Consider the following 25,393-nt stretch of genomic DNA (forward strand, 5'->3'; position numbering starts at 1 on the left):
ATAAATCTTCACATTATAAAACTAAATCCTTTCTCTTTCATTTATCACTTCGAATACGCTCACTTAGACTCCGCTCACTTCGACTCCGCTCAGTGACCGCATTACAATTTTTCAGCGATACGTAAAATATCGCCGAAAACCCCTCTGGCTGTAACCGCTGCCCCGGCACCGGCTCCCTGTATCACTAAGGGCTGGTCGCCATAAGAATCGGTGTAAATCTCGATAATCGAGTCGGAACCCTTCACTTGCCCTAGGGCACTTTCTTGAGGTACCGCAATCAACTTGACTTCCAAAATCCCTTTCTCTTTTTGGAGGTCACCGTGTAATTCGCCTACATAGCGCAACACCTCACCTGGCGAAACGGTTTTTTTAATGGTCTCATAATGCCTATCAAGTTCTTTGATACGTTCTATGAAACCATCCCCTGGGATATCTTTCAATGCTTCGGGTACGAGGTTCTGAATTTCAATATCCTCAAATTCATTGGCGAGATCCAGTTCCCTCGCCAAAATCAATAATTTTCGGCCCACATCATTACCTGAAAGATCTTCTCGGGGATCCGGCTCGGTATACCCCTTTTCCATGGCTTGCAGAACGATATCCGAAAATGCAACATCCGTGGCCGAAAAGGTATTGAAAACATAGCTTAGCGAACCTGAAAAGACCCCTTTGATCCGGGTAATGTTCTCTCCTGATAAATGCAGGAGTTTGATGGTATCGATCAGGGGCAGGCCCGCCCCGACATTCGTCTCGTACAAATATTGCTTTTGGTTTTTGCGCAGCGCTTTGCGAATCCCACGGTAAAAATCGATGCCCAGGGTATTGGCGATCTTATTCGATGACACCATATCAAAACCGGCGGCGATCAAGTCTTCATAGTCCCCAACAAACGAACCGCTTGCCGTATTATCGATGGCGATCAGGTTTTCAAGATGATGGTCTTGGGCATATTGAACGATATCCTCCAAGGTGTAAGGGCAACCATGGGCTTCAATTTCCGATTTCCATTCACTGCCGATTCCGGTTGCTGACAACAACACTTTTTTCGAGTTGGCAATGGCGAAAATATGGAGACTGATGTCCTTGCGTGCTTCGATCTCGGATTTGGAATCCAACAGCTGATCGATCAGGGTGCCGCCAACCGTTCCATGACCGAAAACGGCCAAGTTCACCTTCTTCGCGATTCCGAACAACTGACCGTGAATAACGTTTAGCGTCTTGTTCAAATCCGCATTCCGTACCACGAGACTCACATTTTTACCTGAAACGGTATTGTTGAACAACAGGGGAACGATCTTATTCTTTATCAGCGCATTGTAGGGTTTATGGAAGGAACTCAGGTCTTCGCCCACAATAGAAACAACGGAAACTTCTTTTTCGACCCGTATGGTACTGACATCACGTGCCGAATAATCGGTATCGAATTCTTCTTCAAGGGTTCGCTTGGCCTCATCGGCCCGAGAGGCATCAACGACCAGACCGATGCCCCGTTCAGAAGAGCCTTGTGAAATGATACCCACATTGATACCCCGTCTTCCCAGGCTTCCGAAAATCCTAGCATCAACACCCACCTTGCCTAAAAGTCCGCGTCCTTCCAAATGGATCAGCGCCCGCTTTTCGATAACCGATATCGATTTGATGCCATCGTGATTACTTTCGGCCCCGATCAAAGTACCCTTCGAATTAGGATTGAAGGTGTTCAAAATACGCAGGGGGATATTCTTTTCCAACAAGGGAATGATCGTTTTCGCATGCAAGATCGATGCTCCGAAATTGGCCAATTCATTGGCTTCGCTATAACTGAGGTCATCGATGATCTGGGCGTCGGGCACCAAATCGGGATTCGCCGTATAGATGCCATCCACATGGGTGAAGTTCCGCAATTCATCCGCATCGAGGTAATTGGCCAATAAGGCGGCGGAATAATTGCTTCCATTCCGGCCTAAAGTCGTGGTCTCCCCTGCTTCGTTGGCTGCAATAAACCCGGTCACAATCGGAACCTCATCGGCCTTGAAGGTGGAAAACCGTTGGATTACCTGGATCTTGGAAACCGCTTCATCGACCGTAGCGTTGCCAAACCCGCTATCGGTATGGAACAACCCACGGGTATCGACCGCTACGGCCTTGATACCCCTGTCGCGAAGGAGCTTGACCACCAAACGGGTAGAAAGGAGTTCACCAACGGCCAGCACGGCATCTTTGGTCTTCAGACTGTAATCACCGATAAGTCCGACCCCTTCCAACTTCTGTCGTAAAGCGTCGACTTCCGAATCCAAAAGAAAATCGGGAGCGGGCTGTTGTTGGTAAGCGATGAATTCTTCCAGTTTCGCTTCAACGGACTTCCCCTTAGCGGCCCTTTCCAATAATTTTTCCAAGGTATCGGTAGACTTTCCACGAGCCGAAAGTACGACCGCGATACGCTCCCCTTCTTTGAGTTGCTTTATGATACTTTCGACCACTTTTTCAATACCCCCATCGTTTCGAAGGGATTTTCCACCGAATTTCAGCACCTTCCATGCTTGCCCTTCATCGGGTTTTGGAAATACCGGGGCCAAGAGCTGGTCCAATTGATCGAACTCCATCAAAAATGCATCGTGGCCATGTACTGATTGCACCTCGCCATAAGTCACTTTGGAATTGGCTTGGGCGATTCTACGATAGGTCTCTTTATTCTCCTCAGCGCTAAAGAACAAATCGGAATTTACCCCGATGATATGGATTTTGGTGGCACTTTGCTGCAGGGCCACGAAAGCATGTTCATCTTGGCGCGTCACGTCAATGGTCTTCAACAACTGGTTCATCAATTTGTAGGCCGACAATTGGAAACGTTCTTGCAATTTCTTCCCGTGGTGCATCAACCAGCTCTCTACATTGAACACCTGTAATTCTTCATTGGTACTTCTTTGAAAGCGTTCTTTGAAAGACTCCGGGGTACGATAGCAAAGCATGGCATGCATGCGCGCATCATGTACGGGCTCTTTGGAGTTGTTCAAGATTTGTTCTTGGATCTGACAATTGGCGATCAACCAATCGGTCGATTTCCAATCGGAGGCCACGGGGATCAAGTGTTCGGTAATACTGGGGTCGAGAACGGCCATTTCCCAAGCGATGCCCCCGCCCAAAGACCCTCCGATTATGGCAAAGAGCCTTGATATTCGCAGCTGCGCCAGTCCTTCCAGAAAAATACGCGCCACATCACCGGCCACAAACTCCTTGTAAGCCTCGACCACAAAACCGTCATAACCGTTACCGGGAATATTGAAGGCCAAAACGGTGTACCTATCGGTATCGATGCGTTTGCCCACCCCGATAATATCGGACCACCAGCCGTTTTCACCTGCTACCTGTGAATTGCCCGTCAAGGCATGGTTGACCAAAACAATGGGTGCCTGACCTAAGGCCGGACCAAAGGTTTCGTAAGACAATTCCAAGTCTTGGGTATGCCCACTAAGCGTGGTAAAATCGGGTATGTTCAGTTGTTGCAACATGGACGTATGTATCGATCGCTTTGTTTAGGTTCAAACCACTGTTGTAAGGCTATTTCCTTTTTTAGGCAAAGACGGAAGCATCGATGGTCGCGAAGGCGGCTTCCAAATCGGCTTGCAAATCGGACAAGGCCTCCAATCCGACGGAGAGACGTATCAGGTCTTTGGTCACCCCGGTGGCTTCTTGAGACGCATCGTCTAACTGCTGATGGGTCGTACTCGCCGGATGGATGATCAATGATTTACTGTCGCCGATATTGGCCAAGAGGGAGAACAGTTGGGTGTTGTCTGCGATTTTTTTCGCAGACTCGTATCCTCCTTTCACCCCAAAGGTGACGATACCACTCTGACCGTTCGGCAAATAGGCATCGGCTTGGGCCTTGTATTTACTTGAAGGCAAACCCGGATAGTTCACCCAGGCAACTTCCTTTCTGTTTTCAAGCCATTGCGCCAAGGCCAGGGCATTCTCACTATGCTTCTTGATGCGTACTTCCAGGGTTTCCAATCCTTGGATGATCTGAAAGGCATTGAACGGACTTAGCGCCGCTCCATGATCACGCAAGCCTTCGATACGCACTTTGGCGATAAAGGCAGCGGCCCCCAAGGCATCGTGGTAAACCAACCCATGATACCCTGCGGATGGTTCGGTGAATTCAGGAAACTTACCATTGGCCCAGTCAAAGGTTCCGGCATCGATGATCACTCCACCTAAAGCCGTACCGTTTCCATTGATGTATTTGGTCAATGAATGGATGACGATGTTCGCCCCGTGCTCGATCGGATTCAAGAGGGCCGGGGTGGCCACGGTATTATCAACAATGAACGGAACTTTCGCTTTTTTGGCTTCCGATGAAATGGCCTTTAGATCCAAAACATCCAATTTCGGGTTCCCCAGCGATTCAACGAAAATGGCCCGGGTGTTTTCTTGGACCGCCTTGCCGAAATTCTCCGGATCATTGGGATCGACGAAAGTGGTGGTAATCCCTAGGCGTGGTAAGGTTACGCTCAACAGGTTATACGTACCTCCATACAAACTATTCGAGGCGACAATATGGTCTCCTGATTTCAACAGCACCAACAGGGCGGTATTGATCGCTGCGGTGCCGGAAGCGGTCACCACGGAGGCGACCCCCCCCTCAAGGGCCGCAAGCCGTTGTTCAAGGATATCGTTCGTCGGATTGTTGATCCGGGTGTAGATATTACCGAATTCGGCCAAAGAGAATAAGTTGGCCGCATGATCGGAATCGTTGAATACGTAGGCCGTACTCTGGTAAAGGGGTACCGCACGGGTACCGGCATTAGCTTTGACATCATGACCCGCATGAAGGGCATTGGTCGCTTTTGAAAAATTTTGATCACTCATGGTTTTTAAATTTTTAGTTACAAATGATTTAAAAACACGAAGCCTACCCCAAGGGAGCTGACCAAATCAAAAAGTTATAAGAAAGTGAAGTCGACAATGATCGACGGTTGCTATCTTTTCCCTTGCGGGGATAGAATGTAGCACCTTCTTGACACTAGGGGTCAAGGGTTGCTAAGGCTTCATAGGGTCTATTCCCTCCACCTTTCTTGATAACTATTCAATACGTGTTTGAACTTATGCCACAAAGATAACGGCAGAATTTTCGAATTTCCTAATCGTTTTGAAAAATTTCACAAAAACCTGGCAAGCGAAGGAATAAAAACGCTTTGGGAAACCCAAATCCGATTTCGATTCGGAATCGTGTTGGGTTCCAATAGACAACGCATCCCATTTTCAACAATTTGGGTAACTTTCCAAACCTAAAGCCAATATTCCGATGCTAGGAGTTCTTGTCGCCTTTGTCTTTTCCGTCGTGTTGTTGTGGATCTTAAGAAGGGAACCCATTACGGTTTTGGGTATCGTTCCGAACCGAGATCGTTTGTACCTGTTCGTACTCGGAATGCTCTTTATGGCGTTTTCCTGTACGTTCAACCAACTGGGGCAAGCTTATTTCAAAGGGATCGTCTACTTGCGCAACCCCGAATACGGACTTTCAGAAGGATCCTTCGCGCTTTGGTGGACCTTCAAGGCCGCGTTGTTCGAAGAACTTATTTTTCGTGGGGCCTTACTCTACCTGTTGATCAAATGGTTGGGAGACCGATGGGCATGCCTGATCAGCGCAACCGCTTTCGGGATCTACCACTGGTTCAGCTATCAAATGTTCGGTCGGGGAGTGATTCCCATGGCCTATGTGTTTTTATTGACAGGAGCGGCCGGGTGGATGTTCGCCTATGCCTTTGCGAAAAGCAAATCGCTGCTCGTACCCCTTGGGTTGCACTTCGGATGGATCGTCATGAGTATCGTGGTTTTTTCTTCGGGCCCTTTGGGGGATTCGCTCTTCGTGCCCGACGTCGAAGGCCAAGAGTTGGGAGGATGGGAACAATTGTTCTTTTTTCTTTTCCAGACGATTGCGGTTCCTGGTGCCGTGTGTTGGTTTGTCATGAAACGCTACCGTTCGGACCGAACCGATATCGATTGACCGTTATTCGGCTTCCCGAAGTCGAAAGAGAATGTCCATGAATTCCATGGCCGGAGCTTCGGTAACCCCATAGGCCTCCGGGATGCTCTTCGCCAAATCCGACACTTTGTATGCCTGCATGGAAGCCGCGGAATCCCAAACGTAAACCCCTCCGAAATTGCCTTCACCCTCAAGCTTGACATAGTACTTTTGGAGCAGCCCTGGAATGGCCCTAAAGCGAGGTTCGCGTTCTTTTGCTTTTTGGAGCAACTCGGCTTCAGGCAGCTTCGACCGCAATCGGATGAACTGTAGTATCATGTTTTTCTTTTTTTGGATTCAATGGTTGATATAGATCTTCACGAACTTATTGCCGCATGATTTTCTCCATCTTTCTACCCTTGGCCAATTCATCGACCAGTTTGTCGAGATAGCGGCATTGTCGGTACAATTCGAATTCGTCATCGATATCTTCAATGCGGTAACCGCAGATGACCCCTTTGATCATATGGGCGTTGGGATGGATGTTCGCCTGTTCGAAAAACGTCTTAAAGGTGATCTTGTCTTCCATATGTCGGAGCAAGGTGGCTTCATCGAAACCGGTGAGCCATTCGATGACCTGGTGCAGTTCCTCTTTGGTACGTCCTTTCTTCTCCAATTTGTTCACGTAGTGGGGGTAAATAGATCCAAATACCATATTTCCCACTTTTTCGTTTTTTTCAGCGGTGACTTTCATGAATACATCGGTTTAAATTAATCCCTGGTTCCTTTATCCATTCAACTTAAGGCTTTGCGAAGACTAACGATACTAAGATACCACCCTACTCCAATACGGTAAACTCCAAATTCGAATCGGTAAAAACGGTATGCGTTTGGGTCTTGAAATCGCTTTCCTTGGCCTTAAAGATATTCTCGACATAGGTCTGCGGGTTCAAATCGATTAACGGAAACCAAGTACTTTGCACTTGCACTTGCAGTTTATGCCCTTTCTTGAAGGTATGGAATACATCCTGCAATTTGATATCGACATCGGTTTTTTGGTTCGGCACAAAGGGTTCCGGATTTGCAAAGCTATTGCGGAAACGCCCCCGCAACACCTCACTTCGTACCATCAAATGGTAGTTGCTCATCTTCAAGTGATCTTGCATTTCCTCATTGGTCGCTACATTTTCAGGATGCACATCGACGACCTTGACGATCCAATCGGCTGCGGTACCCGTTGTGGCCACCTTAAGATGGGCCATGATATCACCGGCTAGGGTAAGATCTTCTTCCAAGACTTCGGTCTCAAAGACCAACACATCGGAACGCCGTGCCGCAAATCGTTGGTCATCGGTCATGTATTTACGCGGGGTGAAGACCGATTTGATATCTTCTGAATACGGAACCGGTTTTTTCACGTTACTAACGAACTGGACACCCGTATTCCCCTGCAAGTCAGTGGTCAAAGCATCGTCTTCCGAAAGGTACATGGTTCGCTTGGTCACGCCGGCAGGAGGCCACGAATCGTACTGCTGCCAATCTTTGCGCCCCGTATCAAAAACATAGGCTTCTGGCAAACCGCTATCGGGTCCACCATCCCCTTTTAAGAAATGATGGAAGAATTTAGTCTCGATTTGATCTTGGTAAAAGGTCGAAATCGAATCACCGAAATAGTAATTACCGACCAAGTTACGTTCGCTACGGCGTGCCCATCGGCCATGGTCCCAGGGACCGAATACCATGGTATTGTATGCGCCCTCATTGTGTTTTTCAATGTTTTTATAGGTTTCCAAAGGACCATATAGATCTTCGGCATCGAACCACCCCCCAACGATCATGGTGGCCACATGGGAGTCGGTTTTATCCAAATGCTGGATCAACCCCCTACTTTGCCACAAGGCGTCATAGTTGGGGTGTTCCTTCAATTCGTTCCAAAAGAAATCATCGGTCATCCCCTCTGGCCGAAGTTTTGGGGTATCTGCGGTTTCATACTCGAAAAAGGTATTCAAGTTTTCGAGCGGGCCAGCATTCAAAAAGAACTGGTATTGGTCTTCTGCGCCGATATCAGGCAGGGTATACCAGGCGGTATCGATCGGACTGTCGTTATTGGGTCGTGGTGTCCCGAACAAGGATGTCGCCCTGAAATAACTCAACAAATACGCCCCGTTATGGTGAAAATCGTCAAAAAAGAAATCGCCGATACAGGCTTGTGGCGAAGAGGCTTTCAGAGCCGGATGCGGGTCGATGGTACCGTAGGTTGCGTAAAACCCGGGATAGGATATGCCCCATAAGCCGACACGGCCGTTGTTGTTGGCGACATTGTTCACCAACCATTCGATGGTATCATAGGTATCCGAACTTTCGTCGACTTGGTCATCACTGGTTTTGTTCGGGATATAGGCCCGCATGTTCTCATAATGCCCCTCACTCAACCAACGCCCGCGAACATCTTGGTAGACCACGATATAGCCTTCTTTCATCATGTTCACGTTCGGGCCGATGCGAGAACGGAATCCATCCTCCCCGTAGGGTCTCGAGCTATACGGGGTACGTTGCATCACGATCGGGTACTCCTTTGAGGTATCCTTGGGTGCGTAAATGGTGGTATGGAGTTTGACACCATCACGCATTTCGATATCGACCTCTTGTTTGGTATAGTTGTCAGCGACAAAGTTTTCTTCTACCGCAGTTGCGGTTTTCGTGGTTTTCGTACACGAACTAAGCGCCAGCCCAAAAACCAAGGCGACAAGGTAGCTGCGAGCTATCATTTTCATGGAATGGAATTTTGAGAACTAAAGCTACTAAACATTTTTCAGGAAGCCTTCTTAAAACGACTGGATTCCCAAAAAAGGAGTCGCTATCTTTAGCCCCATAGCAACACATCCATGGCAACGAAAAAAAAAGGGAAATACAACGATCTCGGGCTGGGTACCAAAGCCGATGTCGGCGGGTATCGGGCCATTAACAAAGACGGCTCGTTCAACGTAAAAAAAATCAACGTCCCCTTTTGGGAGCGGTTGAACTATTTCCACTCCTTGATCACTATGCCTTGGTACCGTTTTTTGATCGTGGTTTTGCTGTCTTATTTCTGCATCAACCTCATCTTTGCCACTGCCTATACCTTGATCGGGGTCGAAAACCTAACCGGGGTAGCGGCCGGTTCGACCAGCGAAGGCTTCATCGAGGCCTTTTTCTTCAGTGCACAGACCATCACCACCTTGGGCTATGGCCGTGTCGCTCCGATAGGCAACCTTGCCAATACGGTAGCCGCCATCGAATCCATGCTGGGGTTGTTGGGTTTCGCACTGGCAACCGGTTTGCTTTACGGGCGATTTTCAAGACCGACCACCATGATCCAATACAGCGAACACGGGGTAATCGCGCCTTATCAGGATAAGAACGGTTTCATGTTTCGGGTGGTCAACCCTCGAAAAAACAACCTGTTGGAACTGGAAGTACAGCTGAACCTTTTCATGCAACGGGAAAACTCCACCTTACGCGATTTTTATGCCTTGGAACTCGAACGCGATCGGGTGGCCTTTATGCCCTATATGTGGACCATCGTACATCCGATTTTAGAGACCAGCCCACTCCATGGGATCGAGCAAGGACAGTTGGTGGAAAAAGATGCCGAATTTATCGTGACCATGAAGGCTTTTGACGAATCGACTTCACAGAACGTATATTCCCGTTCTTCCTATAAAGCTTCTGAAATCAAATGGGGCCAAAAGTTCGTTTATGCAGTGACCCGCGAGAATGGCGGCCTTACCATTGATGTCGGACAGCTCGATGTAACCGAAACGGCGGAATTGAACAGCTAGAGCTACTATCAAAGTCCGAAAGCGGCCTTCACCGATTCGACTTGATCCAGTTTTTCCCAAGTGAAGAGTTCGACCTCTTTTTCAACCCTACCATTGTAAGGCGATTCGAAGACTTTGTTCACCGTTCGGGGCTCCTTTCCGAAATGCCCATAGGCGGCCGTTTCGGCATAGATCGGGTTGCGGAGTTTCAATCGGCTTTCAATGGCATACGGACGCATATCAAAAAGTCCTGCTACTTTTTCGGCGATTTCCCCATCCGTTAATCCCGTTTTCGAAGTCCCATAGGTGTCAACGAAAATCGAGGTAGGTTCGACCACCCCGATGGCATAACTCACTTGTACCAATAGCTCGTCGGCTACCCCGGCAGCCACTAAGTTCTTCGCGGCATGTCGCGCGGCGTAGGCGGCACTGCGGTCTACTTTGCTGGGATCTTTTCCACTGAACGCCCCACCACCGTGGGCCCCTTTACCACCATAGGTATCCACGATGATCTTACGTCCGGTCAAACCGGTATCGCCATGGGGTCCTCCGATGACGAATTTACCGGTCGGGTTAATGTGGTAATTGATTGCATCGGTAAACAAGGCCTGCACCCCGTCAGGGAATTGGGCCTTCACCTTTGGCATCAATATATCGATCAAATCCTTTTTGATCTGCGCCAGCATTACCCCGTTTTCATCAAAATCGTCATGCTGGGTCGACACTACGATGGTATCGATCCGTTGGGGTCGGTTGTCGTCTGAATATTCTATGGTCACCTGGGCTTTGGCATCGGGCCGCAGATAACCAATTTCGGTACCCTCGCGCCGCAAATCGGCCAAGACCTGGAGAATTTTATGTGAAATATCCAAAGCAAGTGGCATATAGTTGGCCGTCTCTTTGCTGGCATAGCCGAACATCATGCCTTGGTCACCTGCCCCTTGTTCTTCCTTGGAGGCCCGGTCGACACCTTGGTTGATGTCTTGTGATTGCTCGTGGATCAAGGAAATCACACCGCAAGAATCACCACTGAACTGGTATTCACCTTTGGTGTAGCCGATGCGGTTCACCACGTCACGCGCGATGTGCTGCACATCCAAATAAGTCCCGCTCTTGACTTCTCCGGCCAATATCACTTGACCGGTGGTCACCATGGTCTCACAAGCCACCTTGCTATCGGGATCAAAGGCCAAAAAGTTATCCAACAAGGCGTCGCTGATTTGATCGGCAACTTTATCGGGATGTCCCTCACTAACGGATTCGGAGGTGAATAAATAGGGCATTCATATCGGTTTTGTGGAAGGATTTGACGGGAAAGTCCAAAGAAGTTTACACCACTTTTTAGCATTTTTTACTGAGGTTGCAATCAGCCAAATCCATCCTCGTTATCGGATGCCAAAAATAGGAAATCTTTTTCTTATCGGTTTCACAAAAATCAAAGCGAATATTTGACACTGAGCATGAAATACCGCGGTTGTACAAAGTACTCATAGGTACTGATCAAGTTTTCGCTAAAGGCGTCTTGGCGGATCGAGCCGGTATTCAGAAGGTTCAGGCCCGACAACTTGATTTCCCAAGGACTGTCCTCTTTTTCGAAATAAAGTGCGGCATTCAAAAAATCATAGTAACTGCTCACCCCACCGGCCCGGTTCTTGTATTCATTGTATTGGTAATCGATCGTGAAGGCAAAGTGCTTTAAAAAGTAGGCTTCCATATTGGCAAAAGGTCGGTTGGTCACGAAGCGGTTATCGATTGCCACGGTTTCGTAGTCGTTCCATATTTTTTCGAATCCGATCTCGACATTCGGGGCTTCTTTGAACCGGGTCTCCAAGGCCAATTTATAATTCTGGGTCAACGATCGGTTGAAGTTGGGCTGGTCGTCGATCAGGTTATTGAATTTCGCATACCGAAGGTTTGCCTCGAACTTTCCTTTCCAAAAGGGAAAACGACGTTCATAATTGCCAAATACCGAAAAGGTTTCGTTCGGGTCGTCGATATTGATCGGGGTAGCTTCACGGTCCAAACCGACAAATCGCAAGGTATTGGTTATGGCCTGATAGCGTTTTTCATAGGTAAACCCGCCATTGATATTGGTAAAACTGAACATACTGAAGTTGAAATAGTTCAGGCTCAGGTTATGGTACCAGGCATTGCGCAATTCCGGATTTCCGGCGAACAGACCGTTATAGCCTGAAAGTAAGGTGGCTTGGGCCAGGTTTCGGATATCGGCGAACTCGGCCTGCACGCTGTAATCGAAGCGAAGGCTTTGGGTGTTGTTGAACTCGTATTTGGCACGCAATTGTGGCAACCAAAGGGTCTTATCCAGATTTACGGTTTCTTCAAACTGGGTGTTTTCGGTATCGTAAATGTGGAAATTCATGCCGGGGCTCAAGGTCAATTTCCCCAATTTGGCACGATAGGAAACCCCCATATAGACGTCCCAGAAATCAAACCGGGCCTGGTTTCCGAATTGCGGGGTGTCGAAAGTCGTTTCAGAGCCGTCACTAAAGCGTTGGGCCAAGGAAGAACGCATACGCTGGCCATTCAACGAGGTACCCCATTTGAAATTCAAATGGTTGGTATTGTTCAAGACCCGATAATAGTTGACTTCGGCATCCAACTTATTGGTTACGGTACGCTGTTCTTGAAACAGTCTGAACGTGGTATCCGGTTGCAGGGGAATCGTCCCCACAAAGGGTTGCTGGGTCGCGTTCAGATCGAAATCAGGGCGTTGCTCTTTATATAAATAATTGGTCTCTAGCGAAAACACGTTCTTTTCGTTCTTCGCAAAAAAAGCGCTTAAGGTCTGTTCGATCGAAAAGGGCCTACGCAAGTCATTGGAAGCAATGGTATTGCTGAAGGTGTCGAATTCAGACAACAAATTTCGATCGTCTTCGATACGGGCATTTTTCAAGAATCCATCATAATCGAAATACCATCTCGCATTAGGGGCGAAGGTCGATGAGAGTTTGAGCAAAGTAGCCGTATTTTTTTGAAGGGTCCCAGAAGCCAGGGTCTCTTGATTATCACCCGTTTCACGGATGTAGGTCCGGTTTGACACGCTAGAGATGTCGGTATCTATGTCTGAGAAAATGCCAAAGCCCGAAAGCTTCCACTTTTTATTCGGGCTATGATTGAAGTTCAAGGCCGCTAACTGGGTCTCGATATTGCGTGCCCTATTGTTCTGCAATAGCGACAATCCGATATCGTCTTGTGAAAGGTTTAACGAAGATCCCGAACGACGACCTAGACCTGCCAATCCGCCATTAAAGCGGAAATAATCCTGTAAAGTAAAGGCTTGTTCCCCGATATTGTTCAAATCACCGATGAAATTGAAGCTGGTCTTCGGCGAATAATAAAATAGGTTCGGATGGGCCAAATACCGGCCATCGGGTCCGGCACCGACGGTGACATCACCGAACCATAGGTTTTTCTTGCCGTCTTTCAATTTGATGTTCAAAGCCAAGGCATCGCTATCGTTCACCCCTTGCATCGGCCCTACTTCATTGAAGTCACGCAGCACCTGTACTTTATCGACTGCGTTGGCGGGAATGTTCTTAGTGGCCATTTTGGTGTCCCCATCGAAGAATTCCTTGCCTTCGACCAACACTTTCTCGACCTTCTTGCCTTGTACTTTGACCTCTCCTTCATCAGTGATCTCAAAGCCAGGCAGTTCTTCCAAAACGTTTTCCAGTTTCTTCTCTTTTCCGGTCGTGAACGAATCGGCGTTGTAGGTAATGGTATCCCCTGAAACGGTCACGGGGAATTCCTCGACCAATTCGACCCCTTCCAATTGATTGGGCGCACCTTTTAAAACCAGGTTCTTGACTTGGTCGGATTCGGCCTTGAATTCCGTTTCAAAGGTCTCGTATCCCAAATAACTGGCCCGGATGGTGTAGAGTGAATCCTTTTTCAATCGCAGTTGGTACCGACCTTCGTTATCGGTGATGCCATACGAAGCCATGGCGTTGGTGTTCTTGTTCAGGGCAATGACATTGGCAAGCTCCAATGGGGCGTCTGTCGAGTCGGTTACCTTACCGGTCAAGGTGACGCTTTGGGCGTTGAGAACTAGGCAAAACAAGACTGCGGCCCCATTGATGAGCATTGAAACACTTCTGTTCATTTTTTGATATTAACTGTTTGGAAATGTGCTGCGGTGATTAGCCGCCAATTTTGATTTCGATATTCGCCCCTTGGCCTTTGCGCTTACCGCCACCGTACATCTTGTTCATTTTTTCAACCTGCTCCTTCATGATTTCCTCGTATTCCTCGGCGGTCACTTTCTTGCCCTTATCGGGGATTTCGATGGCAACGGCATCCTTGGGGTTCAACACCACTTTGCTGCAGACGAGTACGCGGCCGCCATTGCTGACTTCCATGATGAGCCCCGGCAGCCCCCAATAGTCGTCAGGACCATGGTTTACTGGAATTTCGAGGGTATACCAAGCCGTGATGGTCTGGGTCTTGGTTTCTTCCTTTTCCTCTTTTTCACCATTGACTTCAGAGACACTGATCTGGGTGATTTCCCTTTCAGCTATCGCCTTGTAACAAGTATACCTTCCAATTTGTTTGGTCTCTGCGGTCATTTGCCATTCATAGGGTTGCAAGGCGCCGGAAACCAGGAACAGCTTTCCGAACCCGTCGGTCGATTCGACCGAATTCTTGGTTTTGGTGTTCTTATACAAGAGACCGTTTCCGCCACCCGAGCCGATCATCACGATCTCGACGCCTCCTCCAGCACCGGCATTGTCCAGTTTTTCAACTTCCTTCCAATTCGATTCGGTGGCGTTGAACACCAGATCATACTCTTTTTGCATGGCCTTCATCAACCGTTGGTTCAATAATTCTTGTTCTCCTGCGGATACTTTTGAGCTATCCATGGTGATCGACATTTTCGATGCTGACTTGTAGGTTGCGATCCCCGTGAATTCTTGGGCGGTTGTGGAAATGCCCATCCCCAGGGCCAACAATAGTAGGGTCATTCGGAAATTTTTCATGATTGCGCTGTTTTTTGTTCGTTGCTATGCTGCAAATTTGGACGAAGCATTGTCGGAAAAGGGTTAACCAACGTTAACGTGTGTTAACCGTAAGAAGCCTGACCGTTAATTGTAAGTACATTTGAAATGTGAAACAGAACAGATTCAACAGATTAGCGTATTTGATCGGCATCACCATAGCCATCACCATAGCGATCCAGGTCTATTGGAACATTCAGCACTACCAAGTCAACAAGCAGCAGCTGATCAACGAAGTGCAGACCAGCCTAGACAATGGGATCGAGGCCTATTTCGCTGAAATTGCCAAGACCGATGTGATGGCCTTCGTCGATCTTTCCGATTCGGGAAATACCTTTCCTGAGCGGGCGGGCAACATTTTATCGAGAATCGAGGGCAACAGCATCGATTCGATTTTCCTTGAGTTTCAACGCGACTCCATCACCATGGGCAGACGACCCAGTGGCTTCACCCAACTTCTCGATTCCTCATCGGGGGTAACCGTTGATAGTCTGGGCAATATCTCGGCCGTATCGGTTTTTCGCGGGCAAGCTGCAGACAGCATACGTGATATACAAGGTCTGGCGAACAAGATCATTATTTCGATTGCCCGTGACACCTTGGATTTTCCGAAACTCGAAGGACATTTCCAAAGTGAACTCAATCGGAAAAACATCAATATCCTGTATTCCTTTACCCATACCACCGAAGACAGCATCTACCAATGGAAAGAACGGGAGCCTGGTAAAAAATTGGCCTTATCGACCCTATCGAAATCGACCTATCTTCCGAATGATGAGACTTTGCAATTGCGGTTCAATAATCCGACATTGGCCGTACTGAAGCGCAGTCTGACCGGTATTTCCTTGTCGGTCTTGCTCTCGGCCTTGATCATCGGAAGCCTCTTCTTCCTATTGCACATCATCCAAAAACAAAAACAGTTGGCAGAGATCAAAAACGATTTGATCAGCAATATTACCCATGAGTTCAAGACCCCTATCGCCACTGTATCGACCGCGATCGAAGGCATCAAGAATTTCAACAGTGCCAATGACCCATCCAAAACCGAAAAGTACCTTGACATATCGAACCAACAATTGCAAAAACTACATCAAATGGTCGAAAAACTCTTGGAAACGGCCACCTTGGATAATGACAAGCTGCTACTCAATAAAGAAACGGCCGACTTGGTGCAGTTGATTACCCAACTGGTGGGCAAATACCGCATGATCACCCCCGAAAAAGAACTGCTGTTCAGCACCAATGTATCGGAATTGGATTGTGAAATCGACATGTTCCACTTTGAGAACGCCATAGCGAACTTGATCGACAACGCCATCAAATATGGTGGGGATCAAATCGAAGTGAATATCAATGCGGTTTTGGACGGCATCGAGATCAGCATCGCTGACAACGGTACCCCGATCGATGCAGCGCAGCGTGAAAAGATCTTCGAGAAATTCTACCGTGTTCCTACGGGCAACCGCCACGATGTGAAAGGATTCGGCATCGGGTTGTTCTACTCTAAAAAAATTATCAACAAGCACAACGGCGAATTGGAGTTGGTACCGAACAAGAACCACACGATCTTTAAAGTGACCTTATGAACCGACCCATAAAAATCTTATTGGCCGAAGACGAACCCGCTCTGGGAATGATCGTGAAGGAAAGTTTGGAAACCCGCGATTTCGAAGTGTTGCTATGTGAGGATGGAGCACAGGCGATGCAGGTCTACAAGGCTGAAAAACCGGAACTGCTGGTCCTCGATGTGATGATGCCGAAACTTGACGGGTTTGCACTTGCCGAACGCATCCGAAAACAGGACAAGCACATCCCCATCATTTTTTTGACCGCCAAATCGCAAGCCAAGGATGTGGTCGAAGGTTTTGAGCTAGGCGGTAATGACTATCTGAAAAAGCCCTTTAGCATGGAAGAGCTCATCGTACGGATCAAGAACGTACTTGGTAGGGCTCGACAAACCCAGTCGAAGGAAGAGATCCCTATCGGGCGCTTTCGCTTCAATTATATCAAACAACAGTTGCTTTGGGATGAGGAGATTATTCCATTGACCCATCGTGAGGCCGAATTGTTGTTCCACTTGACCGAACAACGCAATGAGATCCTCGATCGTTCGACCATTTTGAAACGGCTATGGGGAGATGACGATTTCTTCAATGCACGAAGCATGGACGTCTTCATCACCAAGTTGCGGAAAAAACTCAAAAAAGACGGTCAAATCCAAATCCTGAACGTCCGAGGATATGGCTATAAGTTGATTTGCTGACCCTGGTCGAATATTAAGGGGGAATTTTCAGCAAACCCATTATTCGTTGTATATTGCAAGGACCGACTTGAACCAACCCGAAGTCGAATTCTGTAATAACCAATCGCATTATGCACATCGCCGTTGCCGGAAATATCGGAGCAGGAAAAACCACTTTAACCACTTTACTTTCAAAACACTACAAATGGGAAGCCCACTTTGAGGATGTGGTCGATAATCCGTATTTGGATGATTTTTACACCCAGATGGAGCGATGGAGTTTTAATTTACAGATCTACTTTTTGAACAGCAGGTACCGGCAAATCCTAAAGATCCGTGAAAGCGGTAAGAACGTCATTCAAGACCGGACCATTTATGAGGATGCCCACATTTTCGCACCCAATTTACATGCCATGGGTTTGATGACCAATCGGGATTTCGAAAACTACAAGAGCTTGTTCGAATTGATGGAAACCTTGGTACAACCCCCAGATTTGCTCATCTACCTTCGAAGCTCGATCCCGAACCTGGTCAACCAGATCCACAAGCGCGGCCGCGATTATGAAAACAGCATTTCGATCGACTACCTCAGCAGATTGAACGAGCGCTATGAGGCTTGGGTCAATACCTATGAAAAAGGGAAATTATTGGTCATCGATGTCGATAACATCAATTTCGTCGACGAACCGGAAGATCTGGGCGAGGTCATCAATAAAATAGACGCCGAGATCCACGGGCTGTTTTAAATCAAAGATTCCGTTCCACTAACTCATTGAAGGCTACCGTTCCCTAATTGCTACTGGCAAGGACAGCGGGAGGACCCTAATTTCATAATCTAACTTAAATCGTAGGATTATGGAAAACAAAAAACACCCGAAACACCGTCTTGAAAAAAACTCAGGGCTTTACTTCGTCATGGGGCTCACCTTAGTGTTGGCCCTAAGTTACCTGGCTTTGGAATGGAAGACGTTCGAACCGGATCTGGCCTTCTTCCCGGAATTGGATGAAATCGAGTCCTTGGATGAAATTCCACCCGTTACGTTGATCCAACCACCCCCGCCGCCACCGCCCAAAATATTGGTGCCTGCCAGTTTCGATATCAAGGAAGACGATGAGCAGGTCGTTGAAACGGTCATTGAGTCGAATGAACCTGATCAAGACACCGAGATCCTTCCTATGAAAGAGGTCGATTTCGAGGCTGTCGAAGAAAACCCGACCGTGACCTGGGTAACCGTCGAAGATGCCCCGGTCTTTCCGGGTTGTGAGAACGCATCGGATAAGCGTGCCTGCTTTCAAGAACAGATGCAAAAACACATCAGAAAAGTATTCCGTTATCCCGACCCAGCGCAGGAAATGGGCATGCAAGGCAAGGTATTCGTCCAATTCGCCATCCTAAAAGATGGACAGATCGGTGAAATCAAGCTACGTGGTCCGCATCAGGTTTTGGAGGACGAAGCCGCTCGCATCATTTCGAAATTACCCCAGATGACCCCGGGCAAACAAAGAGGTACCCCTGTCAAAGTACCCTTTGCGATTCCGATTACTTTCGTTTTGCAATAGCAGGGCAAAAAAAAAACCACGCCTAGGCGTGGTTTTTAACTCAGGTATTTGAATTAGCCATTTATTCAATACTGATATCTTTGGTAAAGGCCTCGACCTTTTCCTTTACTTCTTCTTTGGTAGCCCCTGTGAATTCCTTCACTTCGGTCTGGGCTTCCCCGTTGATCTCCGATACGGTAGTGACTACGGCTTTGAAAGCACCGTCTTCGGTGTTGCTCATTTCAACACGGACTTGCTTTTCGACAGCTTTGGTCTCCTTCATTCCATCGGTGGTGATGGTGATCTTGGTACCGTCTTCTTTCAACATGCTCACTTCATCTGCAGGGGCAACGCTTACCAAACTTGGGGCGATGACCAAGGCAACGACCGACATCAATTTCAACAAGATGTTCAATGAAGGCCCTGAAGTATCCTTGAAAGGATCTCCAACGGTATCACCGACAACAGCAGCTTTATGTGCATCAGAACCTTTACGGCCTTCGCTTTCGATGGTTTTCTTGGCATTGTCCCAAGCACCACCGGCATTCGATTGGAAAATCGCCATCAAGACCCCGGCGGTGGTCACACCGGCCAACAAGCCTCCTAGCATTTCAGCGCCTCCAATGAAACCAACGGCCACAGGAACGGCGATAGCCAACAAACCGGGCAATACCATTTCCTTGATGGAAGCTTGGGTCGAAATCGCCACACACTTATCATATTCGGCAACCCCATCGGCAGCATCGAAGATCTTACGGTCTTCGGCAGAAGCTTTTGAGATGTCTGAATCGTATTTTACCATGACTTCCAAAGCGGCTTTCAAAGCAGGAATATCACGGAATTGGCGACGTACTTCTTCGATCATCGCCATTGCAGCACGCCCAACGGCGTTCATCGACAAGGCGGAAAAAACGAAAGGTAGCATACCACCGATCAACAACCCGGCCATGATATCAGGACGGGATACGTCGATTGACGTAACACCGGCTGTCTTCATATAAGCTGCGAACAAGGCCAAAGCGGTCAAGGCCGCTGAGGCGATCGCGAATCCTTTACCGATAGCGGCGGTGGTGTTCCCCACGGCATCCAACTTATCGGTACGCTCACGAACTTCACTTGGCAGCTCGGCCATTTCGGCAATACCACCGGCATTGTCAGAAATCGGTCCGTAAGCATCTACGGCCAATTGGATACCGGTGTTGGCCAACATCCCTACCGCAGCGATAGCGATACCGTACAAACCGGCGAAGTGGTGTGAGACCAAAATTGCGGCAGCGATCAAGATGATCGGAATGGCCGTAGACATCATTCCGACCCCAAGACCGGCGATGATGTTCGTGGCCGATCCAGTCTCTGACTGACGCACGATGCTATTGACAGGCTTGGTACCTGTACCTGTATAATATTCGGTTACTTTACCCACAGCCAATCCGGCGACCAAACCAGCGATGGTAGCCCAGAAAACACCCATTGCAGTGTAGGCCTTACCACCTTCTTCCCAGGCTTCGGGTAACATTCCATTGATCAAGAAATAAGAAACGACCAACATCAGCGCGGCAGAACCGAATTCACCGATGTTCAACGCGGTCTGTGGGTTTCCTCCATCCTTCACACGAACGAAGAAGGTTCCGATAATCGACATGACGATCCCTGCTGCGGCAAGGGTCATGGGCAAATACACGGCGCCCAATCCGTCAAACGCACCTTGGAATTCAGGAAGGGTGGCAAAAACGGCACCCAATACCATGGTTCCGATAATCGAACCAACATACGATTCGAAAAGGTCGGCCCCCATACCGGCTACGTCACCTACATTGTCACCAACGTTATCGGCAATGGTCGCAGGGTTCAATGGGTGGTCCTCAGGGATACCCGCTTCAACCTTACCGACCAAGTCGGCCCCTACGTCAGCAGCTTTAGTATAAATCCCTCCACCGACACGGGCGAAAAGGGCAATGGATGAGGCTCCTAGAGAGAAACCGGATAATACGTTAAGTACTTCGGCCAATTCCCAACCTTGACCACTGTAGATCATAAAGAGTCCGCTCAAGCCTAATACCCCGAGTCCGACAACTCCCAATCCCATAACGGCACCACCGGCGAAAGCTACTTCAAGGGCTTTCCCCAAAGAGGTTCGGGCGGCATTGGTCGTACGGACGTTGGCTTTTGTGGCGACTTTCATTCCGATAAATCCGGCCAAGGCGGAGCAGATCGCCCCAACGATGAAGGATACGGCAACCATCCAGTTCGATCCTTCTTCGGATTCCCCTTTAAAGACAAGCAATACCGCAACAGCGGCAACGAAAATTGCCAATATTTTGTATTCTGCCTTCAAGAACGACATGGCCCCATCAGCGATGTTCTTGGCGATACGCGCCATCTTGTCATCACCGACTTCCTGCTTTGCGACCCAGACGTTCTTCACAAGAACGTACAACAAGCCCAAAACACCGAAAGCGGGCAGAAACTTTACGATTAATTCCATAAGTACTAGTTTAATAGGTTTTTTTTAGTGGCAGCAAAAGTAGTAAAATACCACCTAATAAAAAAAGCAAAAAACCCAACTAATCCCTATAAAATCGGTAGGATGGAAACCGTTATTTCAAACTCAATTCCTCAAAAGTGACCTTGCTTTTCTCATAACGTTCCAAACTGGTCAAGACCGTTTCCTTGGCTTCTTCAAGATTACCGAAACCACCGACATCCACCTTCTTTCGTTCCAGGTCCTTGTACACCTTGAAAAAGTGCTCGATTTCTTTGATGAGGTGCGTATTGAGCTCTTCAAGGTCGTTGACCTTGTTCCAAACCGGATCGGAGACCGGAACGCAAATGATCTTTTCATCCGGACCTTTTTCATCGGTCATATGGAACACACCGATCGGCTTGACTTCCATGACACAACCCGGAAAAGTGGGCTCGGTCACCAAGACCAAGGCATCCAACGGATCCCCATCCAACGCCAAGGTTTCCGGAATGAATCCGTAATCAGCCGGGTACATCATCGAAGAGAATATCATGCGGTCGTATCGGATCTTTTTCAAATCGAAATCGTACTCATATTTGTTACGACTCCCTTTGGGAATTTCGATCAACACATCGAAAGAGGTAATTTCTTCGCCATTCATAGCTATTGTATTATAAGTTTTTTCTTACAATTAATAACTCTAAAATCGGTGGTTTAGTATGGCGGGTGCAAGCTTAAAAGTTAAAGCCAAAGGTACCGGTAATCCCAAAGGCCCTGGCATCCGGGTTATCGAGGTAATTGCCCCTAAAGTTAAAATCGACCCTGAAAATTTTGAAGATGTTGCCCACGCCGAACGAATACTCCCAATAAATTTCATCGTCTGGGGCCTGCAAGGGGATGTTGGTCGGAGAACTCAACAAAATGTTTTCATCCGATAATTGCCCCCAAGCCCCGCGGATACCCACGATTTCCCTCAGGTTCAATTTGCGAAGAAACGGGATGCGCGAAAACAAGCGCCCATTGAAATTATGTTCCAAATGAAGGGTCGCATAGGTATCGGTCACGAACTCATAAAAATCAAGGTTCGGAAACGTATTGTATAAGGAGAATACCGTTTGGTTGCCCGGTATCACGCTCAACAGGCCCAAGGGCACTTCACCAAAGGTCTTCCCCAACTCCACCGTACTGGTCAAACGCCCGAAACCACCCAACTGCCAGGGTTGCGTATAGGAGAATTGCAATCGCTCGTATTCGAAATCACTCTCAAGAAAGCCCTCCAGCCCCTTGGTATAGTTCAACACCAGTGTACTGTGGTTGTCATTGATACTGGCCCGTTCGACACCGTAACCGATCGTTCGTTTTCCCGGGGTGTAGATCAAGGTGGTATTGATATCGAACTGCTTGATTTCGCTGGCGATACCCGTCGGTGATTCGGGGTCGAGATAATCCAAACTAAAATCATTGGGCAGGGCCGAACTGAGGGTCCTAAATGCCCCACCGACCCGAAATCTAAGGTTACGCACCGGTTCGACCTCCATGGCCAAGACCGAAAGGTTGATATTACTCAGCCGGTTGTTGTTGCCCACCGTAACCAAGCCCGAAGAGGCAATACTACGCCCTAAAACATCGGTTGTACTGGTCAAACTCAATCCGAGTTGTTCAATATCGCGACGGTTACCCCCCGAAAGGATTAATCGTGATTTACGATCCAGCAAGAACTTGCCCGAAAAACCGTGTTTGAATTTTTTATCCTCAAAACCATAGGCCATATAGCCCTCAAGCCGCCAGGTATCGTTTTGACCGAAATAGGTGCGGGCCCCACCCCGTAGCCTTATGCCCTCGGCATCGTTAAAGCCGAACGTACTGTAAATATCACCGATATCGATATTCCATTTGTCGATTTCGACATAGCCCGACCCCAAGATGCTCACGATATCATAGTAGGTGCGGAACTTCGGAACGGTCTGCAGGGTATCGAGCAACTTGAAAATACCCGATTCGTCTTCGTTGAGGCGTTCCAATCGAGCGTTCTTCCAAAAGGTACTGTCTTGGGCGAAGACCCGGGGATCATAGGGATCTGATTTCGATTTATAAAAGGCCTCTGGGCGGTCACGATCGAATTGGTAATTGTCATAGACCGTGGTTCGCTTGCCATACACCCCCCTTGATTTTTCCTTTTTCGAAAAGGCGAAATCACTCAACATATAATCCCGCTTCAATAGAAAGACCGAATCGTTGACCACATCGAAGTCCTGCTCGATATAGATTTCCTTCACCCAGTTGATGTTGGCACTCTTGGTCACTTGCATGTTGATGTTCTTGACCGCGAAAGTGGTGTCATTGACCCAAAAATCACCTTTGAAGGTCAGCTCGTTCTTTCGCCTGGGGTAGTAGATGATGTTGTAACACCATTTATCGTCAATGTAGGTACTGTCAGACAAGACATAATTATAGGTGTCGATCCCTGTTTTCGAAAGGGGACTGGTAAAACTTTTATCGAAAAACTTCAGGTAGTTATCATAAATGTCATAATCCGAATAGAGGTCCTCCACAAAGGCCGTGATGGCCTGGTTGCCGCCGAAACCCGAGTTTTTATTGCCCAAAACATCCTCCTTTTCGAGTTCGAGACGGTTGTCGCCATAGACCTTTGAAAACACCTCGTTCAAAAACATGGGCAAATAGGTTTTTCCGGTAATCCGCGAAGTGTCGAGGTCGGCGAACATGAATTCCAATCCCCTGAACAATTTGCTTTTGATCAAGGCACTGTCAATGGTATTCAGATCGAATTCGACCTTCTCATATTTATCGTATTGATAACTTTTGAACTTGCGCACCCCGTTCTCACGTTTCTTGGCCCAGATCTTTCTTAGGATGTCGATGGCCGGATTGTTCTTTTTTGATTGCTTCCCAGTGTAGACCACCACTTCATCAAGTTGCTCGGTCGATTCGGTCAAAACCAACTCCAGGCCATAGTTCACCTTGCGTTCGAGCCGCAACTCCATGGTTTCAAAACCGATAAAGGATACTACGATGGTGTCATACGTGGCCTCCGATTCAAAATAAAAGCGACCGTTATCGTTGGTGATCGTTCCTTCGGTTGACCCTTTGAACACGATATTGGCAAATGCGATGGGTGTTCCGGAACCATCTTTAACGATGCCCCCGACTTTGGTTTGTGAAAAAACGACAAAGGATAGTAATGAAAAAAACAGGAATAGGTTCTTTTTCATGTGCTGCAAGATCTGGCAAACCCAACCGTGTGTTCCGATTGGGTGCTATTTGGTCATTTTGGTTTCGAAGTAACTTTTTATCAAAAACTATTCCCTTTTATTTCTAAAGCAAAAAAAAACCTCGTTGATCGAATCAACGAGGCGAAGATAGAATACAAATTCGTTGCTACTCGCGATATAACACTTTCTTAACAGCCTTGATCACATCTTGATGGTTGGGCAACCATTCGGCCAGAAGCACGGGTGAATATGGTGCCGGCGTATCCGCTGTATTGAGTTTAACCACCGGGGCATCCAAATAATCGAATGCCTGATCTTGCACGTGGTAGATGATTTCAGTCGCGACGTTTCCAAATGGCCATGCCTCTTCAAGAATGACCAAGCGGTTCGTCTTCTTGACTGAAGCGATGATGGCATCATAATCCATCGGGCGTACGGTACGCAAATCGATGATTTCGACGCTGATGCCTTCTTTGGCCAATTCATCGGCGGCCTTGTACGCCTCTTTGATGATTTTTCCGAAAGATACCAAAGTCACATCGGTTCCCGCACGTTTGATATCGGCCACCCCTAGTGGAATGGTATATTCGCCCTCAGGTACTTCCCCTTTATCACCGTACATCTGCTCCGACTCCATGAAAATCACCGGGTCATCATCGCGGATGGCAGCCTTCAATAAGCCTTTCGCATCGGCCGGGTTCGAAGGAACCACGACTTTCAAACCAGGACAATTGGCATACCAGCTCTCGAAAGCTTGCGAGTGGGTGGCGGCCAGCTGACCTGCCGAAGCGGTCGGTCCCCGGAAAACGATCGGGCAATTGAACTGCCCAGCTGACATTTGACGGATCTTGGCGGCATTATTGATGATCTGGTCGATACCGACCAATGAAAAGTTAAAGGTCATGAATTCGATGATCGGTCGATTGCCGTTCATGGCCGAACCGACACCTATTCCCGCGAAACCCAATTCGGAAATGGGGGTATCCAACACCCGATCCGGACCGAACTCATCCAACATCCCTTTTGACGCTTTATAGGCACCGTTATATTCGGCGACTTCCTCCCCCATAAGGTAAATGGAATCGTCGCGTCTCATTTCTTCTGACATGGCCTCACAAACGGCCTCTCTGAATTGTAGTGTCTTCATAGTTGTTTTCGG

The 25,393-nt window shown here is 48.0% G+C and carries 18 protein-coding genes and 1 riboswitch; of the genes, 6 read left to right on the forward strand and 12 right to left on the reverse strand.

What is annotated here, in order from left to right; genetic code table 11:
- Nucleotides 1-101 precede the first annotated feature (101 nt).
- Nucleotides 102-3,488 (reverse strand): bifunctional aspartate kinase/homoserine dehydrogenase I, encoded by a 3,387-nt coding sequence (gene thrA / locus ABV409_RS00850; protein WP_353875615.1) that lies wholly within the window; start codon nucleotides 3,486-3,488, stop codon nucleotides 102-104.
- A 61-nt stretch (nucleotides 3,489-3,549) separates the two neighbouring features.
- On the reverse strand, nucleotides 3,550-4,848 hold the full coding sequence (locus tag ABV409_RS00855; RefSeq protein ID WP_353875617.1) for an O-acetylhomoserine aminocarboxypropyltransferase/cysteine synthase family protein: 1,299 nt from the start codon (nucleotides 4,846-4,848) through the stop codon (nucleotides 3,550-3,552).
- Nucleotides 4,849-4,955: 107 nt separating this feature from the next.
- Nucleotides 4,956-5,064, reverse strand: a riboswitch (SAM riboswitch).
- A gap of 220 nt (nucleotides 5,065-5,284) precedes the next feature.
- Between ABV409_RS00855 and ABV409_RS00860 the strand changes: the two genes are divergently transcribed.
- Entirely contained in the window at nucleotides 5,285-5,986 is a 702-nt protein-coding gene (locus tag ABV409_RS00860) for a CPBP family intramembrane glutamic endopeptidase (protein ID WP_353875618.1), read from the forward strand.
- Nucleotides 5,987-5,989: 3 nt separating this feature from the next.
- Here the strand turns inward: ABV409_RS00860 and ABV409_RS00865 are convergent, their stop codons facing one another.
- The 3 genes from ABV409_RS00865 to ABV409_RS00875 form a co-directional block, all read right to left on the reverse strand.
- A complete protein-coding gene (locus ABV409_RS00865; protein ID WP_353875619.1) occupies nucleotides 5,990-6,283 on the reverse strand; it encodes a YdhR family protein in 294 nt (97 codons plus the stop codon).
- Between the two features lie 46 nt (nucleotides 6,284-6,329).
- Nucleotides 6,330-6,698, reverse strand: a complete 369-nt coding sequence (locus tag ABV409_RS00870; protein WP_353875620.1) for a DUF2200 domain-containing protein — start codon at nucleotides 6,696-6,698, stop codon at nucleotides 6,330-6,332.
- Between the two features lie 85 nt (nucleotides 6,699-6,783).
- A complete protein-coding gene (locus ABV409_RS00875; RefSeq protein WP_353876868.1) occupies nucleotides 6,784-8,712 on the reverse strand; it encodes a CocE/NonD family hydrolase in 1,929 nt (642 codons plus the stop codon).
- Between the two features lie 117 nt (nucleotides 8,713-8,829).
- On the opposite strand from ABV409_RS00875, the gene ABV409_RS00880 reads away from it, so the two are divergent.
- Entirely contained in the window at nucleotides 8,830-9,765 is a 936-nt protein-coding gene (locus ABV409_RS00880; RefSeq protein ID WP_353875622.1) for an ion channel, read from the forward strand.
- A gap of 8 nt (nucleotides 9,766-9,773) precedes the next feature.
- Here ABV409_RS00880 and metK read toward each other — a convergent pair whose 3' ends face one another.
- The 3 genes from metK to ABV409_RS00895 form a co-directional block, all read right to left on the reverse strand.
- On the reverse strand, nucleotides 9,774-11,027 hold the full coding sequence (metK, locus tag ABV409_RS00885) for a methionine adenosyltransferase (protein ID WP_353875623.1): 1,254 nt from the start codon (nucleotides 11,025-11,027) through the stop codon (nucleotides 9,774-9,776).
- Between the two features lie 152 nt (nucleotides 11,028-11,179).
- Nucleotides 11,180-13,867 (reverse strand): carboxypeptidase regulatory-like domain-containing protein, encoded by a 2,688-nt coding sequence (locus ABV409_RS00890; RefSeq protein ID WP_353875624.1) that lies wholly within the window; start codon nucleotides 13,865-13,867, stop codon nucleotides 11,180-11,182.
- Nucleotides 13,868-13,904: 37 nt separating this feature from the next.
- Nucleotides 13,905-14,741: a GLPGLI family protein gene (locus ABV409_RS00895; RefSeq protein ID WP_353875625.1), complete on the reverse strand. Its 837-nt coding sequence runs from the start codon at nucleotides 14,739-14,741 to the stop codon at nucleotides 13,905-13,907.
- A gap of 128 nt (nucleotides 14,742-14,869) precedes the next feature.
- Between ABV409_RS00895 and ABV409_RS00900 the strand changes: the two genes are divergently transcribed.
- The 4 genes from ABV409_RS00900 (at nucleotide 14,870) to ABV409_RS00915 (ending at nucleotide 18,561) form a co-directional block, all read left to right on the forward strand.
- Complete coding sequence (locus tag ABV409_RS00900; RefSeq protein ID WP_353875627.1) at nucleotides 14,870-16,345, forward strand: sensor histidine kinase; 1,476 nt, start codon at nucleotides 14,870-14,872, stop codon at nucleotides 16,343-16,345.
- Nucleotides 16,342-17,022 (forward strand): response regulator transcription factor, encoded by a 681-nt coding sequence (locus tag ABV409_RS00905; protein WP_353875628.1) that lies wholly within the window; start codon nucleotides 16,342-16,344, stop codon nucleotides 17,020-17,022. The genes ABV409_RS00900 and ABV409_RS00905 overlap by 4 nt, the downstream gene beginning before the upstream one ends.
- 110 nt (nucleotides 17,023-17,132) lie before the next feature.
- A complete protein-coding gene (locus tag ABV409_RS00910) occupies nucleotides 17,133-17,747 on the forward strand; it encodes a deoxynucleoside kinase (protein ID WP_353875629.1) in 615 nt (204 codons plus the stop codon).
- Nucleotides 17,748-17,856: 109 nt separating this feature from the next.
- Complete coding sequence (locus tag ABV409_RS00915) at nucleotides 17,857-18,561, forward strand: energy transducer TonB (protein ID WP_353875630.1); 705 nt, start codon at nucleotides 17,857-17,859, stop codon at nucleotides 18,559-18,561.
- 61 nt (nucleotides 18,562-18,622) lie between these two features.
- Here the strand turns inward: ABV409_RS00915 and ABV409_RS00920 are convergent, their stop codons facing one another.
- The 4 genes from ABV409_RS00920 to ABV409_RS00935 form a co-directional block, all read right to left on the reverse strand.
- A complete protein-coding gene (locus ABV409_RS00920; RefSeq protein WP_353875632.1) occupies nucleotides 18,623-21,025 on the reverse strand; it encodes a sodium-translocating pyrophosphatase in 2,403 nt (800 codons plus the stop codon).
- 112 nt (nucleotides 21,026-21,137) lie between these two features.
- Nucleotides 21,138-21,665 (reverse strand): inorganic diphosphatase, encoded by a 528-nt coding sequence (locus ABV409_RS00925; protein WP_353875633.1) that lies wholly within the window; start codon nucleotides 21,663-21,665, stop codon nucleotides 21,138-21,140.
- A 73-nt stretch (nucleotides 21,666-21,738) separates the two neighbouring features.
- Nucleotides 21,739-24,234 (reverse strand): DUF5686 and carboxypeptidase-like regulatory domain-containing protein, encoded by a 2,496-nt coding sequence (locus ABV409_RS00930; protein ID WP_353875635.1) that lies wholly within the window; start codon nucleotides 24,232-24,234, stop codon nucleotides 21,739-21,741.
- Between the two features lie 166 nt (nucleotides 24,235-24,400).
- A complete protein-coding gene (locus ABV409_RS00935) occupies nucleotides 24,401-25,381 on the reverse strand; it encodes a pyruvate dehydrogenase complex E1 component subunit beta (RefSeq protein ID WP_353875636.1) in 981 nt (326 codons plus the stop codon).
- Between the last annotated feature and the right edge of the window lie 12 nt (nucleotides 25,382-25,393).

The sequence above is a fragment of the Flagellimonas algarum genome (assembly GCF_040513375.1).
Lineage (GTDB): Bacteria > Bacteroidota > Bacteroidia > Flavobacteriales > Flavobacteriaceae > Flagellimonas_B > Flagellimonas_B algarum.

Bases quoted from the DNA above. Each gene is read 5' to 3' on its own strand.
- thrA (WP_353875615.1), bottom strand. From the start codon at position 3,488: ATGTTGCAACAACTGAACATACCCGATTTTACCACGCTTAGTGGGCAT.
- ABV409_RS00855 (WP_353875617.1), bottom strand. From the start codon at position 4,848: ATGAGTGATCAAAATTTTTCAAAAGCGACCAATGCCCTTCATGCGGGT.
- ABV409_RS00860 (WP_353875618.1), top strand. From the start codon at position 5,285: ATGCTAGGAGTTCTTGTCGCCTTTGTCTTTTCCGTCGTGTTGTTGTGG.
- ABV409_RS00865 (WP_353875619.1), bottom strand. From the start codon at position 6,283: ATGATACTACAGTTCATCCGATTGCGGTCGAAGCTGCCTGAAGCCGAG.
- ABV409_RS00870 (WP_353875620.1), bottom strand. From the start codon at position 6,698: ATGAAAGTCACCGCTGAAAAAAACGAAAAAGTGGGAAATATGGTATTT.
- ABV409_RS00875 (WP_353876868.1), bottom strand. From the start codon at position 8,712: ATGATAGCTCGCAGCTACCTTGTCGCCTTGGTTTTTGGGCTGGCGCTT.
- ABV409_RS00880 (WP_353875622.1), top strand. From the start codon at position 8,830: ATGGCAACGAAAAAAAAAGGGAAATACAACGATCTCGGGCTGGGTACC.
- metK (WP_353875623.1), bottom strand. From the start codon at position 11,027: ATGCCCTATTTATTCACCTCCGAATCCGTTAGTGAGGGACATCCCGAT.
- ABV409_RS00890 (WP_353875624.1), bottom strand. From the start codon at position 13,867: ATGAACAGAAGTGTTTCAATGCTCATCAATGGGGCCGCAGTCTTGTTT.
- ABV409_RS00895 (WP_353875625.1), bottom strand. From the start codon at position 14,741: ATGAAAAATTTCCGAATGACCCTACTATTGTTGGCCCTGGGGATGGGC.
- ABV409_RS00905 (WP_353875628.1), top strand. From the start codon at position 16,342: ATGAACCGACCCATAAAAATCTTATTGGCCGAAGACGAACCCGCTCTG.
- ABV409_RS00910 (WP_353875629.1), top strand. From the start codon at position 17,133: ATGCACATCGCCGTTGCCGGAAATATCGGAGCAGGAAAAACCACTTTA.
- ABV409_RS00915 (WP_353875630.1), top strand. From the start codon at position 17,857: ATGGAAAACAAAAAACACCCGAAACACCGTCTTGAAAAAAACTCAGGG.
- ABV409_RS00920 (WP_353875632.1), bottom strand. From the start codon at position 21,025: ATGGAATTAATCGTAAAGTTTCTGCCCGCTTTCGGTGTTTTGGGCTTG.
- ABV409_RS00925 (WP_353875633.1), bottom strand. From the start codon at position 21,665: ATGAATGGCGAAGAAATTACCTCTTTCGATGTGTTGATCGAAATTCCC.
- ABV409_RS00930 (WP_353875635.1), bottom strand. From the start codon at position 24,234: ATGAAAAAGAACCTATTCCTGTTTTTTTCATTACTATCCTTTGTCGTT.
- ABV409_RS00935 (WP_353875636.1), bottom strand. From the start codon at position 25,381: ATGAAGACACTACAATTCAGAGAGGCCGTTTGTGAGGCCATGTCAGAA.